This window comes from Microbispora sp. NPDC046933, from assembly GCF_040644635.1.
Lineage (GTDB): Bacteria > Actinomycetota > Actinomycetes > Streptosporangiales > Streptosporangiaceae > Microbispora.
The window spans coordinates 178,358-192,505 of record NZ_JBEYWW010000017.1 but is presented as its reverse complement, the minus strand read 5'-3'; the positions used below and the strand labels follow the sequence as shown (position 1 = coordinate 192,505).

General features: G+C 72.4%; 15 protein-coding genes. 9 read left to right on the top strand and 6 right to left on the bottom strand.

Annotated elements, in window-relative coordinates; translation table 11 throughout:
- On the bottom strand, window positions 1-848 hold an 848-nt coding region (locus tag ABZ857_RS23535; protein WP_357046230.1), incomplete at its 3' end, for a DUF222 domain-containing protein.
- A 639-nt stretch (window positions 849-1,487) separates the two neighbouring features.
- Window positions 1,488-2,468, bottom strand: coding sequence for an aldo/keto reductase (locus ABZ857_RS23530; protein ID WP_357046229.1), 981 nt, complete (start codon window positions 2,466-2,468; stop codon window positions 1,488-1,490).
- Between the two features lie 63 nt (window positions 2,469-2,531).
- Here ABZ857_RS23530 and ABZ857_RS23525 point away from each other — a divergent pair, with 63 nt between their 5' ends.
- From ABZ857_RS23525 to ABZ857_RS23515, 3 genes are read left to right on the top strand one after another with little or no spacing between them, the layout of a single operon-like run.
- Complete coding sequence (locus ABZ857_RS23525; RefSeq protein ID WP_357046228.1) at window positions 2,532-3,509, top strand: metalloregulator ArsR/SmtB family transcription factor; 978 nt, start codon at window positions 2,532-2,534, stop codon at window positions 3,507-3,509.
- Window positions 3,510-3,560: 51 nt separating this feature from the next.
- Window positions 3,561-4,157, top strand: coding sequence for a PadR family transcriptional regulator (locus ABZ857_RS23520; protein ID WP_357046227.1), 597 nt, complete (start codon window positions 3,561-3,563; stop codon window positions 4,155-4,157).
- Window positions 4,158-4,181: 24 nt separating this feature from the next.
- Complete coding sequence (locus ABZ857_RS23515) at window positions 4,182-4,649, top strand: hemerythrin domain-containing protein (protein WP_357046226.1); 468 nt, start codon at window positions 4,182-4,184, stop codon at window positions 4,647-4,649.
- Window positions 4,650-4,692: 43 nt separating this feature from the next.
- Here ABZ857_RS23515 and ABZ857_RS23510 read toward each other — a convergent pair whose 3' ends face one another.
- Window positions 4,693-5,595 carry an SDR family oxidoreductase gene (locus ABZ857_RS23510; protein WP_357046225.1) on the bottom strand — a complete coding sequence of 301 codons (903 nt, stop codon included), beginning with the start codon at window positions 5,593-5,595 and terminating at the stop codon, window positions 4,693-4,695.
- 93 nt (window positions 5,596-5,688) lie between these two features.
- Between ABZ857_RS23510 and ABZ857_RS23505 the strand changes: the two genes are divergently transcribed.
- The 6 genes from ABZ857_RS23505 to ABZ857_RS23480 are packed head-to-tail and all read left to right on the top strand — an operon-like array spanning window position 5,689 to window position 11,134.
- Window positions 5,689-6,438: an enoyl-CoA hydratase family protein gene (locus ABZ857_RS23505; RefSeq protein WP_357046224.1), complete on the top strand. Its 750-nt coding sequence runs from the start codon at window positions 5,689-5,691 to the stop codon at window positions 6,436-6,438.
- The gene (locus tag ABZ857_RS23500; RefSeq protein WP_357046223.1) at window positions 6,438-7,289 is read left to right on the top strand and encodes a CoA-transferase; all 852 of its coding nucleotides are present in this window, start codon (window positions 6,438-6,440) and stop codon (window positions 7,287-7,289) included. The genes ABZ857_RS23505 and ABZ857_RS23500 overlap by 1 nt, the downstream gene beginning before the upstream one ends.
- Window positions 7,286-8,038, top strand: coding sequence for a CoA-transferase (locus ABZ857_RS23495; protein ID WP_357046222.1), 753 nt, complete (start codon window positions 7,286-7,288; stop codon window positions 8,036-8,038). Before ABZ857_RS23500 ends, ABZ857_RS23495 begins: the two co-directional genes overlap by 4 nt.
- Window positions 8,038-9,099 carry a nitronate monooxygenase gene (locus tag ABZ857_RS23490; RefSeq protein ID WP_357046238.1) on the top strand — a complete coding sequence of 354 codons (1,062 nt, stop codon included), beginning with the start codon at window positions 8,038-8,040 and terminating at the stop codon, window positions 9,097-9,099. The genes ABZ857_RS23495 and ABZ857_RS23490 overlap by 1 nt, the downstream gene beginning before the upstream one ends.
- Window positions 9,100-9,155: 56 nt before the next feature.
- Complete coding sequence (locus ABZ857_RS23485) at window positions 9,156-10,124, top strand: hypothetical protein (protein WP_357046221.1); 969 nt, start codon at window positions 9,156-9,158, stop codon at window positions 10,122-10,124.
- Window positions 10,124-11,134 carry a hypothetical protein gene (locus tag ABZ857_RS23480; protein WP_357046220.1) on the top strand — a complete coding sequence of 337 codons (1,011 nt, stop codon included), beginning with the start codon at window positions 10,124-10,126 and terminating at the stop codon, window positions 11,132-11,134. The genes ABZ857_RS23485 and ABZ857_RS23480 overlap by 1 nt, the downstream gene beginning before the upstream one ends.
- 48 nt (window positions 11,135-11,182) lie before the next feature.
- Here ABZ857_RS23480 and ABZ857_RS23475 read toward each other — a convergent pair whose 3' ends face one another.
- Genes ABZ857_RS23475 through ABZ857_RS23465 form a run of 3 tightly spaced genes read right to left on the bottom strand, consistent with a single transcriptional unit; the run spans window position 11,183 to window position 14,137 of the window.
- Window positions 11,183-12,181, bottom strand: coding sequence for an acyl-CoA dehydrogenase (locus ABZ857_RS23475; protein WP_357046219.1), 999 nt, complete (start codon window positions 12,179-12,181; stop codon window positions 11,183-11,185).
- On the bottom strand, window positions 12,178-13,308 hold the full coding sequence (locus ABZ857_RS23470) for an acyl-CoA dehydrogenase family protein (protein ID WP_357046218.1): 1,131 nt from the start codon (window positions 13,306-13,308) through the stop codon (window positions 12,178-12,180). Before ABZ857_RS23470 ends, ABZ857_RS23475 begins: the two co-directional genes overlap by 4 nt.
- Window positions 13,298-14,137 carry an enoyl-CoA hydratase gene (locus tag ABZ857_RS23465; protein ID WP_357046216.1) on the bottom strand — a complete coding sequence of 280 codons (840 nt, stop codon included), beginning with the start codon at window positions 14,135-14,137 and terminating at the stop codon, window positions 13,298-13,300. Before ABZ857_RS23465 ends, ABZ857_RS23470 begins: the two co-directional genes overlap by 11 nt.
- Window positions 14,138-14,148: the final 11 nt, after the last annotated feature.

Here is a 14,148-nt window from a genome sequence, read left to right as displayed (position 1 = left end):
TCCCCATCCGGGTCCAGCACCGCACGCAGATAACGCCCGGCTTTGGCCACCTCCGCCGGGCCCGCCCTGCCCGCCAGCTCCAGCAAAATCGGCTCCACCAGCCCGGCCTGCTCATCAGTCAACTGGGAGGTGGCGGTGCAGATCGCCTCCACCACCCCCGCGGACAATCTCCCGGCGGCGAACGCCTCCCGCACCCCCGGCAGACGGGCCAGCTCCACGCCCAGGGTCAGCAGGCGGCCCGCCCCCGCCACACTCATCCCCCCGGCCGTACGCAGCCAACTACGGGTGGAGGCATGCCCATGCTGCTTGGCCTGCCCCGCCCGATGTACCCGCCCCACCCGCTCAGCCAACGCGCAGGTGATCCGATCCCGCGCGAACATCAACTCCTCAGCCTCGGCCACACAGATCTCCGGCGAATCCGGCAAGGGCGCCAACGCCAGCGCCTGCGCCGACTCACGAAGAGAACCCACCAGCACCCACGACGACCGGCCCCTGCCCCGACCGGCACCATCACCGGCACTGCCGGCCCTCCCGGCACCGGTCGCGCCGTCGCTGGTGGCCTCACCGTCTGCGTCCTCACCGTCTGTGACCCCACCATCTGGGGCTCCGCTGCCGGTGTGGCTCGCGTGCTGCCCTAGCTCAGGGTCGATGATCGGAAAGTACTCGCGGGCGAGCGAACCCTCGGACGACCACAACGGCGAACCGGCGGTCAGCCGGTCCCACCAGTCGCCGTCGCCGCCGGTGCCCCCGTTGGCGCTGTTGCCGCTGTTGGCCTGGTCGCCGTTGTTGGCATTGTTGGCGTTGTTCGAATCACGAGGGTGCCCAGGATGGGAGCCGAACAGATCCATGGCACCTCCTCGCCGGATTCGAAAGTCTGTTTTAATTTTCTCCCGGCCACCTCACGATGAGCAACCGTGCGGCGCGATTTGTTGGAGCTACAGGCTTAGCGAGCAGCGGGCAGGAGGTCGAGCAGGGCGTGGAACACATGGGAGAGCCTGACCACGACGAGGACGGGGACCAGCAGCCTGAGACAGAGCGCCGGAACCCAGCCACTAACCGGACTTGGGACGGCTCGGCCTGCGGTCTATGCCAAGGACGGGCAGTTCGGCCTGGACAGGCACCCGCTCACCCTGCTGCCGACCGGGTTCCCCAGCCCGCACGTGCACACCCCGACCTCTGGTACGCGCATCGTGGCCTTCGGCACGACGATCGACCGGGCGAGCGCCGGCAGGGGCTCCCCATGTCTCCGTCGTGCTGCTTCAACGCCCTGTGGCCCGACGAAGGTCCCGGTGGCGCCGACAGCGCGGACGGGGAGCCCGAGCTGGATGGCCCATGCCTCGTCGCAGTGCAGAATGCGTGAGGCGGCCGCGACGACACATGCGATGACCGCGGCCACGTCGGCCGAACGCTCGTCCTGTGCGGTCAGTCACCGCCCGAGCTGCCCACGGCCCGCCTCGGCTGGGCCCGGTTGACGGCCGGGGGAAGCCTCACCACGCCCAGGCCTCGGGGCCGGGGCCGCCGTTGCCGATGGGCGGGAACAGCTCGTCCAGCCGTGCCAGGGTCTCGGCGGACAGCTCGGTGCGCAGCGCGGTCAGCGGCAGGTCGAGCTGCCCGGGGGAGCGCGGCCCGATGACCGGGGCGGCCACCCCGGGCCGCGACAGCAGCCACGCGAGCGCGACCGTGGTGGGCTCCTCGCCGATCTCGGCGCACAGCTTCTCGTAGCCCTCGATCGCCGCGCGGTGCGGCTCGACCCGCTCGGGGGCGTGCAGGACGCTGCGGCCTGCCGCGCCCTCGCGCTGCTTGCGCAGCGCCCCGGACAGCGCGCCGAAGTGCAGCGGCGAGTACGGCAGAATGCCGATCCCCAGCTCGATAGCGGCCGGCAGCACCTCCAGCTCGACGTGCCGGGTGAGCAGGTTGTACTTGCACTGCTCGGAGGCCAGGCCGAGGAAGTTCCTCCGGTCGGCCGCCGCCTGGGCGCGGGCGAGGTGCCAGCCGGCGAAGTTGGACGACCCGACGTATCGCACCTTGCCCTGGACGACCAGCGTCTCCATGGCCTGCCAGATCTCCTCCCACGGCGTGTCCCGCTGCACGTGGTGCATCTGGTAGAGGTCGATCCAGTCGGTCCGCAGGCGGCGCAGCGACGCCTCGCAGGCGGCGACGATGTGACGGGCCGACAGCCCGCCGTCGTTCGGCCAGTCGGTCATCGGGGCGTACACCTTCGTGGCCAGCACGATCCGGTCCCGGTGACCGGACTTTTCGAACCAGCGGCCGATGAACCGCTCGCTCAGGCCGTCGCCGGTCTCCCGGCCGTACATGTTCGCGGTGTCGACGAAGTTGACGCCCTCCTCGTGCGCCCGGTCGAGGATCGCGTGGCTCTCGTCCTCGCCGATCTGCCAGCCGAAGTTCATCGTGCCGAGGCAGATCCGGCTGACGAGCAGGCCGGTCCGCCCCAAACGGGTGTATTCCATGCGCCGACCGTAGGAACAGGGGGGTGCTCTCCGTTAACCGTTCGAGCATGCTCGAATGGACGGGTGATCCGGATCGAGTTAGCCCCCGCCGACCTGCTGCGGGTCAGGTTCGCGCACAGCCCGATGGCGGAGGTCGTGGCCAGTTGCCTCGCGCTGCGCTCCCGCTCCGCGCGGCTGGCCCCCGCGTCCTGGCGGGCCCGGGCCGAGCCGCTGCTGCGTAGCCTGACCACACTCCACTCGCTGGTCCCGGGCCCCACCGGTTACGTGCCGGACTTCCTCACCCCGGCGCCGCCCATCACCCGGCCGACCCTGGAGCAGGAGCTGCGGGTGGTGGCCGCCACCCCGCTCGACCAGGTCGCGTCCGAGGTGGACCGGGCCTGGGCCGGGCACGGCGCGCCGCCTGAGGTCGAACGCTTCTCCACCGACCCGGCGGGCGCGCTGGCCGAGACGGTGCGGGAGATCCGGCGCTATTTCACGCTGGCGATCGCGCCGAGCTGGCCGCGGCTACGCGCGCTCGCGGAGGCCGAGCTGACCCGCCGCGGGCTGCTCGCCGCCGAGCGCGGGCCTCGGGCGCTGGTGACGGACCTGCACCCGAGGCTCGACTGGGACGGTGAGGCGCTGCGGCTGGCGTACGCCAAGGACGGCGAGTTCGGCCTGGACGGGCACCCGCTCACCCTGCTGCCGACCGGGTTCACCGGCCCGCACGTGTACACGCTGACCGACACTCCGGCGGGGCGTGCGCTGTGGTACGCGCCGCGCGGCCACGGCCGGCTGTGGGACCGGCCCGTGCCGGCCGAGCCGCCGGCGGCGCTGGCCGCCCTGCTCGGCCCGACCCGTGCGGCCGTGCTCGCCCTGCTGGCCGAGCCGTCCAGCACGGGGGAGGTCGCCGCCGCCCTTCGGCTGGCCCCGGCGACCGCCTCACACCACCTGACCACGCTCAGGGACGCCGGGCTGGTGACGGGTGAACGGGAGGGCCGCCGGTTGCGATACCGGCGCACCGGCCTCGGCGAACAGCTCGCCGGGGAGACTCTGGCGCTGTAGACGGGCGCGGGCACTCTTGCCCAAAGGGCTTACTCGCGCGAGAGTAGTCGTGTGTCATCGATCCGGATCTTCATTCTCGGCGCCCTGTCCGAGCGCGGCCCCATGCACGGCCACCAGTTGCGCCTCCTGTTCGAGGAGGAGCGCCTCGACATGTGGACCGACATCACCGTCGGCGGGCTCTACGGGGCGATCAAGCGCCTGGCCGCGGAGGGGCTGATCGAAGCGGTGAGAACCGAGCAGGTCGGCGCGTATCCCGAACGCAAGGTATGGCAGATCACCGGCGCCGGTGCGCAGGCGCTGTCATCGCTGCGGCTGGGCGGGCTGCGCGAGATCGTCCTCAAGCCCGATCCATTCGACCTCGTCCTCACCCGGCTGGATCCGCGGCACCTTGACGACCTGCCCGCGATCATCGACGCCAGGATCGCGTCCCTGGAAGCCATGCTCGCCGAGTATGAAGCCCACGCCCGGGTGGTCGCGCGGTACCTGACCCTGGCGGAAACCCTTGCGATGCGGCACCGCGTCAGCCGGCTGCGCGCTGAGATCGCCTGGCATCGGCGGCTGGTGTCGCAGCTGCCCGAACTGCTCGTCGAGGAAAAGGCCCGTAAGGGCTCGGATGAGTCACCTGCCGACAAGCACGACAGAAAGTGAGGGACAGAAAGTGAGGAACGCATAGTGCCGCGCGACCGCGTCCACGCCTGGGACCTCGAACTGCAGAACGCCCATCACCGGCTGGAGCAGGCATTGGAGCAGGCCAGGGTGTCCATCCGCTCCGGCAAGCACGCCAAGGCGTCCAAACCCGACCTGCGCAGCCACTGTTACACCTTCTGCGCCGCGCTGGGCAGCCACCACCGCAGCGAGGACGACAGCTTCTTTCCTGCCCTGTTGCGGCAGATGCCGGAGCTGAGGCCCGTGATCGAACGTCTCACCCGCGACCACCGCCGGCTCGCGCGGCTCCTCGCCGACTTCCAGAGATGTCTCGACTCGGGCGAGTCCTCTCCGGAGCGGCTGCTCACGAAGATCAACGAGATCAAGTCCGTCATGAACGCGCACTTCGCCGACGAGGAACGGTCGCTGAACCCCGCGCTGCAGGCCTTCCTCGCGCAGGCCGGTGACAGGGACCGGATGTTCGGCGACAGCTGAGCAGCGGACGCCTTCGCGAAGATCGGAGCCCGCGACGGGAGGATCAGGCGCCGTAGACGGGCTCCGGCTTGGCGGCCTGGCCGAGCAGCTTCGCCACCTCCGGCCCGATCTCGGCGGGGTCCCAGCGGGCGCCCTTGCCGGTGGCCGGGCCGTGCCGGAAGCCCTCCATGACGCAGATCCGGCCGCCCTCGACCTCGAAGACCCGGCCGGTGACGTCCTTCGACTCGGCCGAGCCGAGCCAGACCACCAGGGGGGAGACGTTCTCCGGGGCCATCGCGTCGAACCCGCCCTCTCCGGGGGCGGCCATCGTCTCCGCGAAGACCTGCTCTGTCATCCGTGTACGGGCGGCCGGGGCGATGGCGTTGACGGTCACGCCGTAGCGGCCCAGCTCGGCCGCCGCGACCAGGGTCAGGCCGACGATGCCGGCCTTGGCCGCCGAGTAGTTGCTCTGCCCCACGCTGCCGAGCAGGCCCGCGCCCGACGAGGTGTTGACCACCCGCGCGTCCACCGGGCGGCCTGCCTTCGACTCGGCCCGCCAGTGCAGCCCGGCGTGCTTGAGTGGCAGGAAATGGCCCTTCAGGTGCACGCGGATCACCGCGTCCCACTCCTCCTCCGACAGGTTGACCAGCATCCGGTCGCGGAGGAACCCGGCGTTGTTGACCAGCACGTCGAGGCGGCCGAAGCGCTCGATGGCGGTCGTCACCAGCCGCCGCGCACCCTCGTCCGTGGCGATGTCGGACCGGTCGGCCACCGCCTCGCCGCCCAGCGCGCGGATTTCGGCGGCCACTTCCTCGGCCGGTCCCGCCGATCCGCCCTCGCCGGACAGGCTGACCCCGAGGTCGTTCACCACGACCTTCGCGCCCTGGCGGGCGAACTCCAGCGCGTGCTCCCGGCCGAGGCCGCGCCCCGCGCCGGTCACGATCGCCACTCGGTCCCTGCAGATCATCTCGGTCCCCCTTCAAGCGGACAAGTGGCGTCGCCCGGAGCGACCCACTCTGCTAGCGTAATTTCTAACAAATGTTAGATGGAAAGGTGACGTATGGGAATCTCGACCAGCCGTCACGGTGAGGGCGTCGCCGAGGTGGTGATGGACGCCCCGCCGGTCAACGCGCTGACCGTACGCGGATGGTTCGAGCTCGCCGACGCCGTACGGGAGGCCGGGCGCGACCCGGAGACCCGCGTCGTGGTGCTGCGGGCCGAGGGCCGCGGGTTCAACGCCGGCGTGGACATCAAGGAGATGCAGGCGACCAGCGGATTCGACGCTCTGGTGGGCGCCAACCGCGGCTGCTATGAGGCGTTCGCGGCGGTCTACGAGTGCGAGGTCCCCGTGGTCGCCGCGGTGCACGGGTTCTGTCTGGGCGGCGGGGTGGGGCTGGCCGGCAACGCCGACGTCGTGGTGGCCTCCGACGACGCCTACTTCGGCCTGCCCGAGGTGGAGCGGGGCGCCCTCGGCGCCGCCACCCACCTCGCCAGGCTGGTGCCCCAGCATCTGATGCGCGCGATGGTCTACACATGCCGCAACGTCACCGCCGCCGAGTTGCACGCGTTCGGCTCGGTGCTCGAGGTCGTGCCGCGCGAGCGCCTGCGCGACGCGGCGCTGGAGGTGGCGGCCCAGATCGCCGCCAAGGACCCGTACGTCATCCGGCGGGCCAAGGAGTCGCTCAACGGCATCGACCCGGTCGACGTCAAGCGCAGCTACCGGTTCGAGCAGGGCTTCACGTTCGAGCTCAACCTCATGGGCGCGGGCGACCGGCACCGGGACGCCTTCGTCACGGAAGGGGGCCGGTGATGGGCGCCGTCACCTCGATCGAGGAGATCGTCGGCTCGCTGGAGAGCGGCATGACGATCGGCATCGGCGGCTGGGGCTCCCGGCGCAAGCCGATGGCGCTGGTGCGGGCCGTCTGCCGGTCCGCGCTGACGGACCTGACGATCGTGTCGTACGGCGGGCCGGACGTGGGCCTGCTCTGCGCGGCGGGCAAGGTGCGCCGGGTCGTCGCCCCGTTCGTGACGCTCGACTCGATCGCCCTCGAACCGCACTTCCGGGCGGCCCGGCAGCGCGGGGCCGTCGAGTTCACCGAGTATGACGAGGGCATGTTCATGTTCGGCCTGCTCGCGGCGGCGCACCGGCTGCCGTTCCTGCCGACGCGGGCCGGGCTCGGCTCGGACGTCATGCGGGTGAACCCCGGCCTGCGCACGGTCCGCTCGCCGTACGGCGACGGGGAGGAACTGGTCGCGGTGCCCGCGCTCACGATGGACGTGGCGCTGGTGCACATGGACGTGGCCGACACCCGGGGCAACGGCCGCTACCTCGGCCCCGATCCGTACATGGACGACCTGTTCGCCAAGGCGGCCGGGCGGTGCTTCGTGTCCTGCGACCGGATGGTCGAGCCCGGCGAACTGGGCGGCCCGCCGCAGACGCTCCTGGTCAGCCGCATGCACGTCGCCGGAGTCGTGGAGACCCCGGACGGCGCCCATTTCACCGATTGCGGAGAGGGCCGCGACGAGGCGTTCCAGCGGCACTACGCGGCCTCGGCGGCCGACCCGGAGGCGTGGGCGGCGTTCGCGGAGCGGTTCCTGTCCGGCGACGAGGCGGCCTACCGGAAGGCCGTGAAGCAGTGGCGTGAGGAGGAGGGGCGATGAGCGCGACCCGGGCGGAGGTCTGCGTTGTGGCCTGCGCGGAGGCGTGGCGCGGCGACGGCGAGATCCTGGCGGCGGCGATGGGCACCTGCTCGATCCTGGGCGCCCGGCTGGCCCGGCTCACGTTCGAGCCCGGTCTGCTGACCACGGACGGCGGCGCGCTGCTGACCGCCGAGGCGGTGCCGTTCGGCGCCCCCGCCGGGGCGGTGGAAGGCTGGCTGCCGTTCCGCGAGCACCTGTGGCTGGTGCAGAACGGGCGCAGGCACGTGATGATGGGCGCCTCCCAGATCGACGGACACGGCAACACGAACATCTCGGCCATCGGCGACTGGACGCGGCCGAAGTCGCAGCTCCTCGGCGTGCGCGGGGCTCCCGGCAACACGATCTGCAATCCGACCAGCTACTGGATCCCCAGGCAGTCCACCCGCGTGTTCGTGCCGGAGGTGGACGTGGTCAGCGGCGTCGGACACGACCGCGCCGCCGCGCTGGGCCCGGTGGCCGCCCGCTTCCACGACCTGCGCCGGGTGGTGACCGATCTCGCCGTGTTCGACTTCGGCACCCCCGACGGCTCGATGCGGCTGCTCTCGACGCATCCCGGCGTCGAGGTCGAGCGGGTGCGGGCGGCCACCGGCTTCGACCTGGTCATCGAGGGCGACGTACCGGAGACGCGGCAGCCGACCGACGAGGAGCTGCGCCTCATCCGCGAGGTGCTCGACCCGGAGGGACTGCGCGACCGGGAGGTGAAGGCGTGATCGGGCCGACGCTGGACACCCCGCTCACGCGCCTGACCGGCGTGCGCCACCCGGTGGTGCAGACGGGCATGGGCTGGGTGGCCGGTCCCCGGCTGGTCTCCGCCGTCGCCAACGCCGGCGGCCTCGGCATCCTCGCCTCGGCCACGATGACCGTCGGCCGGCTCGCCGCCGCCATCGACGAGGTCCGCTCGCGCACCGACGCGCCGTTCGGGGTGAACCTGCGCGCCGACGCCGGAGACGCGGGCGAGCGCGTCGACCTCCTCATCGAGAACCGGGTGAAGGTGGCCTCGTTCGCGCTGGCCCCGCGCCGGGAGCTGATCGAGAAGCTGAAGGACGCCGGGATCGTGGTGATCCCGTCCGTCGGCGCCCGGCGGCACGCGGAGAAGGTCGCCGCCTGGGGCGCCGACGCCGTGCTGGTGCAGGGCGGCGAGGGCGGCGGCCACACCGGCGCGGTCGCCACCACGCTGCTGCTGCCCCAGGTCGTGGACGCCGTCGACATCCCCGTGATCGCCGCGGGCGGCTTCTTCGACGGACGCGGCCTGGCCGCCGCCCTGGCGTACGGCGCGGCGGGCGTGGCGATGGGCACGCGGTTCCTGCTGACCGCCGACAGTTCGGTGCCCGACACGGTGAAGCGGACCTACCTCGGCATGTCGGAGACCGTCGTCACCCACCAGGTGGACGGGATGCCGCACAGGGTGCTGCGCACCGAACTGGTGGACGGGCTGGAGCGGTCGGGGACGGTGTCCGGCCTGGTCCGGGCGGTGCGCAACGCGGCGCGTTTCAAGACGATCTCCGGCATGTCGTGGCCCGCCATGATCCGCGACGGCCTGGCCATGAAGCACGGCAAGGAGCTGAGCTGGTCACAGGTGCTGATGGCGGCCAACACCCCGATGCTGCTCAAGGCCGCCATGGTGGACGGCCGCCCCGACCTCGGCGTGATGGCGTCCGGCCAGGTCGTCGCGCTCATCGACGACCTGCCCTCGTGTGAGGAGCTGATCGACTCCGTCGTCACCCAGGCCGCCGAGGTCCTGCGTGGCCTCGGCCGCTTTGTCTCCGACTGATTCCGTTTCCGGCAGGGATCTTGAGGCCCGGTCCGGTGCGGACACAGGATGGACGCGTGCCGGAACCGATCATCGATCCCGAGGTGCCCGAGCGTCAGCGCAGGCTCCTGCTGAGCGACGCCGGCGTGCTGCGTCCGCCCGGTGCTCCACCGGGGAAACCGCGGTTCGGCGGGCGTACCGTCCGGGACGCCGGGCTCTGCCTGTCGTACGCACCGGTGTGGACGCTCCTGCCCGCCGTGATGGGCCGGTTCTACGGCGGCGCCGTCATGTGGGCGGGACTGGCCGCCCAGACCGTGCTGGCGGGGCTGGCCGCGGCCTCGATCGCATGGGGCCCGGGGCTGGGCGCGTTCCTGTTGCTGTGCGGGTGCCTCATGCCGGTCGTCTTCGGCGTACTGCTGTGGCGGTGCGGGGAAGGGCCCGCCGCGCGGCTCGCCCGGACCCTGCACGGGCGGTACGTACGCCCACAGGACCTCGGCGAGGCGGCGGCCGATCTGCTGGAGCGGGCGCGTGAAGCGGTCGGGGCGGTGCTCGGATCGGAGGTGAACCGGGCCGGGCTGCTCGACGACGTCCGCAACGCCGTGACGCTGCCCGCCCAGCTCTGGGAGATCGCTCTCACGCTCGCCCAGGTGGAGGCGCTGCGGGCCGAGCACGAGGGCGTGCCGCACCGGGAGGACCGCAGGATCGCCGACATGCTCGGCGCGCAGGCGCAGGCCCTCGGCCTGGCGACCGAGGCGGTGACCCGGCGCGTCGCCGCGCTGGAGGAGTACGCCGCCCAGGCCGGAGCCGCCGACGAGGCACTGCGGCAGTGGGAGACGGCGCGCCGGCTGTCGGAACGCAGCGAGGCCTACCGGGAGCTCCTCGCGCGGACCGTCAGGGACGAACTGGCCGTCGCCCAGATCGCCGGGCTGACGGAGGAGGCGCGCAGGGTGGAGGAGGTGCTGCGCGCCAGCGTGCGCCGGGCGCGCAGAGCCGGGCTCGCCCTGGCTCCGGAACAAGCGGCCACCGGGCTGGCGGAGGCGAGCTGATGCCGTACTCCCGTGAGGGCCGCCGGATGCGCGCCCCCGTGCCCCGCTGGGTGAGCGGCCTGGGCGCCGCCATCCTGTTCTGCTACGGCGGTGTGTTCGCCATCGGTTCGGCGGCCCGCGTAGCGGCTCCGCTCACCGGCCCGGTCACCGTGACCTATCTGATCGACGGCCACGGGCGTGCCGACGTCGCCCTGGAACTGCCCGGCGGTCGCCGCGAGGAGATGAAGGATGTCGGCCTGCCGCTCCACCGGGACATCGACGTCCACGCCGGCCAGCCGGTGTCCGTGATCGCCACCGCGGCGGGCGGACTCCTGGTCCGCTGCGAGATGCAGATCAAGGGCGAGACCGTCGCCGCGGACACCAACCACATCGCGTCGTGCACCGTGACACCCGGCGATCGGTCGACCTACCGGCCGGCGCCGATGGGGCCGGCGATGGAGCTCGCGCAGAGCGACGACATCATGAAGCTGCCGCGCTATCCGGGCAAGTCGTCCCCGGTGATCGGGCGGCTCACCGACCGCGCGGCGGGACTGTCCTACGCCCGGCTGGGCGGTGGGTGGGCGTCGCCGAGCCGGGAGCAGCTGCCGGGCGCCGCCGGGCGGACGCTCAGCCTGTGGGTGGAGTCCCGGCCGGAGCGGGGCTGGTTCGCCCTGTACGGCTCCGACCGGCTGAGCCCGGAGCTGTTCTTCAGCTACAAGGGAGAACGGAGGCTCTTCCAGGCGGCGATGGCCCAGATGGAGACCTTCACCTGGATCTACTCACCCGACACCATCTTCGTGGACCTGGTCTCGCAGCCGCTGACCGTCGACGGCCGCGAGGCGTGGGTGCTCGTCCGGCAGACCAGGATGGGCGCCAAGGCGGACACGGCGATCCGGAGCGAGTTGCAGACCCTGGTTCTGATCGACACCGGGAAGGAACGGCCCGCCTACCTCTACGTCAGGATGCCCGACCCCGCGCAGGACTACCTGCCGGACGTCAACCGCCTCATCTCCTCGATCCGCGTACTGTGACCCGCGTGCTGTGACCCGCGTGCTGTGACCCGCGTGCTGTGACCTGCCTCACCGTGCCAGTGAGGCCATCACCCGGGCCCGGTGGTCCGAGGGCGAGCCCCACGCCGTGTGCAGGGCGCGGGCCCTGCGAATGAGGAGGCTGGCGTCGTACTCGTCGGTGTAGGCGATCGCGCCGTGCACCTGGAGGGCGATCTTCGCCGCCGCGTAGGCCGCCTCGGACGCCGCGGCCTTGGCCGACGACACGTCGCGGGTGAAGTCCGGCGTGCCGTACGCCAGGGCGGCGCCGTGCACCAGCGGGCGGGCGTACTCCAGCCCGACCAGGGCGTCGGCCAGGTGGTGCTTGACCGCCTGGAACTCGCCGATCGGCCGGCCGAACTGCCGCCGGGCCTTCGCGTAGTCCACCGACACCTCCAGCAGGCGGCGTCCGGTCCCCACGAGCTGAGCCGCGCAGGCGAGCACGCCCATGTCGTACGCCTCGGCGGCGGCGGCCGCCACGTGCGGTCCCTCGGCCAGCACCTCGCCCGGTCTGACGGGGAACAGCCGCCGGGCGGGGTCGAGCGACGCGCGGGCCTCGCCGGGGACGGCGGCGCACAGCCGCTCGCCGTCCGCCAGCAACGCCAGGTCAGCGGCGTCCGCGTCCAGCGCGTACGGCACGGCCGGGGGCAGCGCGAGCGTGACCACGGCCGTTCCCTCGGCGATCGGCGGCAGCCACCGGCTCGCCAGGGCCTGCTCGCCCAGCCGGTCGAGCAGCACGGCGGCGGCCACGGTCTCGGCGTACGGCCCGGGCACGCCGTGCCTGCCGAGCTCGTGGAACGCGGTCACCAGCTCGACCGGCAGCGGCCCGGCGTCTCCGGCGGCCCCTCCCGCAGACTGGGGCACGGCGATCGCGAACACCCCGGCCTCGGCCAGCGTGCGCCACAGCGCGAGGCCGCCCTCGCGCCGCCCGGCCGCCCAGTCGCGGACCATCCCGGGCACGGCCGCCTCGGTGAGCAGCTTGCCGAGGGTCTCGCCGAACAGCCGCTGCTCGGCGTCGAGGACGAATCTCATCGGCTTCCCGCCTTCGGCAGGCCGAGCACACGCTCGGCGATCACGTTGTGCTGGATCTCGTTGGTCCCGGCGTAGATCGGGCCGGCCAGGGAGAAGACGTATCCCTCCAGCCACTCGCCCGCCAGCTCGCCGTCCGGGCCGAGCAGGTCGAGGGCCGTCTCGTGCAGCGCCACGTCCAGCTCCGACCAGAAGATCTTGTTGACGCTGGACTCGGCGCCGACGTCCTCCGTACGGGAGATCGTCTCGAAGCCCTTGAGCCGGTAGGCGCGCGCCTTGATCCACGCGTCGGCCACCCGGTCGCGCAGCGCGGTGTCGGCGGGGTCGCCGCGCTCGCGCCACAGCTCCACCAGCCGGTCGGCGGCGGCCAGGAAGCGGCCGGGGCTGCGCAGGGTGAGCCCGCGCTCGTTGCCCGTCGTGCTCATCGCGACCCGCCAGCCCGCGCCCGGCTCGCCGATCACGTCGCGGTCGGGGACGAACACGTCGTCGAAGAACAGCTCGGCGAAGGCCGGCTTGCCGTCGATGCGGCCGATCGGCCTGCGCGTGATCCCCTCGGCGTCGAGCGGGAACATGAGGTAGGTCAGCCCCCGGTGCCGCTCGGCCTGCGGGTCGGAGCGGAACGGCCCGAAGCCCCAGTCGGCGAAGGCGGCCCGCGAGCTCCACGTCTTCTGGCCGTTCAGCAGCCAGCCGCCGTCGATGCGGGTCGCGGTCGCGCGCAGGGACGCGAGGTCGCTGCCCGCGCCCGGCTCCGACCACGCCTGGGCCCAGATCACCTCGCCGGAGGCCATCGACGGCAGGACGCGGGCGAGCTGCTCGGGCGTGCCGTGCTGGAACAGGGTGGGCGCGAGCAGGTTGATGCCGTTCTGGCTGACCCGCCCCGGCGCACCGGCCGCGTAGTACTCCTCCTCGAAGACCAGCCACTCCAGCGGGGAGGCGTTCCGGCCGCCGTACTCCTCGGGCCACGACACCACCGACAGGCGGGCCGCGTGCAGCTCGCGCTCCCAGGCGCGGTGGGCGGCGAAGCCCTCCTCGGTCTCCAGGGACGGCAGGGGAGTGGCGGGGACGTGCGCGCGGAGCCAGGCGCGCACCTCGGCGCGGAACGGCTCCACCGGCGAGAGGTCAAGATCCATCGGCGGCCGCCTTCATGCTCTTGGGGTCCATCCCGGCCAGGGAGTCGGCCGAGGTCTCGGCGTTGTGGGCGTGGGCGAGGTGGTGCAGGCCGAAGACCGAGTCCATGCCGGCGTGCATGCCCTGCAGGTCCTCGGCCTGGTTGACGGCCTTCTTGGTCAGCGCCAGGCCCATGCGCGGCATCGTGGCGATCTTCTCGGCCAGTGCGAACGTCTCGGTCTCCAGGTCGTCGCGCGGCACGACCCGGTTGACCATCCCCACCTCGTACGCGCGCCTGGCCGGCATCCGGTCGCCGGTGAACAGGAACTCCTTGGCGATCCTGGGCGGCATGACCCAGGGGTGGGCGAAATACTCCACGCCCGGGATGCCCATGCGTACGACGGGGTCGGCGAAGAACGCGTCGTCGGAGGCGACGATCAGGTCGCAGACCCAGGCGAGCATGAGCCCGCCCGCGATGCAGGCGCCCTGCACCATGGCGATCGCCGGCTTGGGGATCTCCCGCCACCGCCGGCACATGCCCAGGTAGACCTCCGACTCCCGGGCGAAGCGGCTCTCGGCGCCCTCCTTGCCGACGTGGTCCCACCACAGGCCCGCCCTGCGCTCGAACGAGACGTGGGCATCCCTGCCCGGCGTGCCGATGTCGTGCCCGGCCGAGAAGTGCCTGCCCTCGCCGGCCAGCACGATCACCTTGACCTCGTCGTCGGCCGCCGCCCGGGAGAAGGCCTCGTCCAGGGCGTACGTCATCGCCGAGTTCTGCGCGTTGCGGTATTCCGGGCGGTTCATGGTGACCACCGCCACGGGCCCGCGGCGCTCGTAACGCACCACTGTCATGCGACCCTCGC

Bases quoted from the DNA above. Each gene is read 5' to 3' on its own strand.
- ABZ857_RS23500 (WP_357046223.1), top strand. From the start codon at position 6,438: ATGGGCGCCGTCACCTCGATCGAGGAGATCGTCGGCTCGCTGGAGAGC.
- ABZ857_RS23465 (WP_357046216.1), bottom strand. From the start codon at position 14,137: ATGACAGTGGTGCGTTACGAGCGCCGCGGGCCCGTGGCGGTGGTCACC.
- ABZ857_RS23480 (WP_357046220.1), top strand. From the start codon at position 10,124: ATGCCGTACTCCCGTGAGGGCCGCCGGATGCGCGCCCCCGTGCCCCGC.
- ABZ857_RS23505 (WP_357046224.1), top strand. From the start codon at position 5,689: ATGGGAATCTCGACCAGCCGTCACGGTGAGGGCGTCGCCGAGGTGGTG.
- ABZ857_RS23495 (WP_357046222.1), top strand. From the start codon at position 7,286: ATGAGCGCGACCCGGGCGGAGGTCTGCGTTGTGGCCTGCGCGGAGGCG.
- ABZ857_RS23475 (WP_357046219.1), bottom strand. From the start codon at position 12,181: ATGAGATTCGTCCTCGACGCCGAGCAGCGGCTGTTCGGCGAGACCCTC.
- ABZ857_RS23510 (WP_357046225.1), bottom strand. From the start codon at position 5,595: ATGATCTGCAGGGACCGAGTGGCGATCGTGACCGGCGCGGGGCGCGGC.
- ABZ857_RS23530 (WP_357046229.1), bottom strand. From the start codon at position 2,468: ATGGAATACACCCGTTTGGGGCGGACCGGCCTGCTCGTCAGCCGGATC.
- ABZ857_RS23470 (WP_357046218.1), bottom strand. From the start codon at position 13,308: ATGGATCTTGACCTCTCGCCGGTGGAGCCGTTCCGCGCCGAGGTGCGC.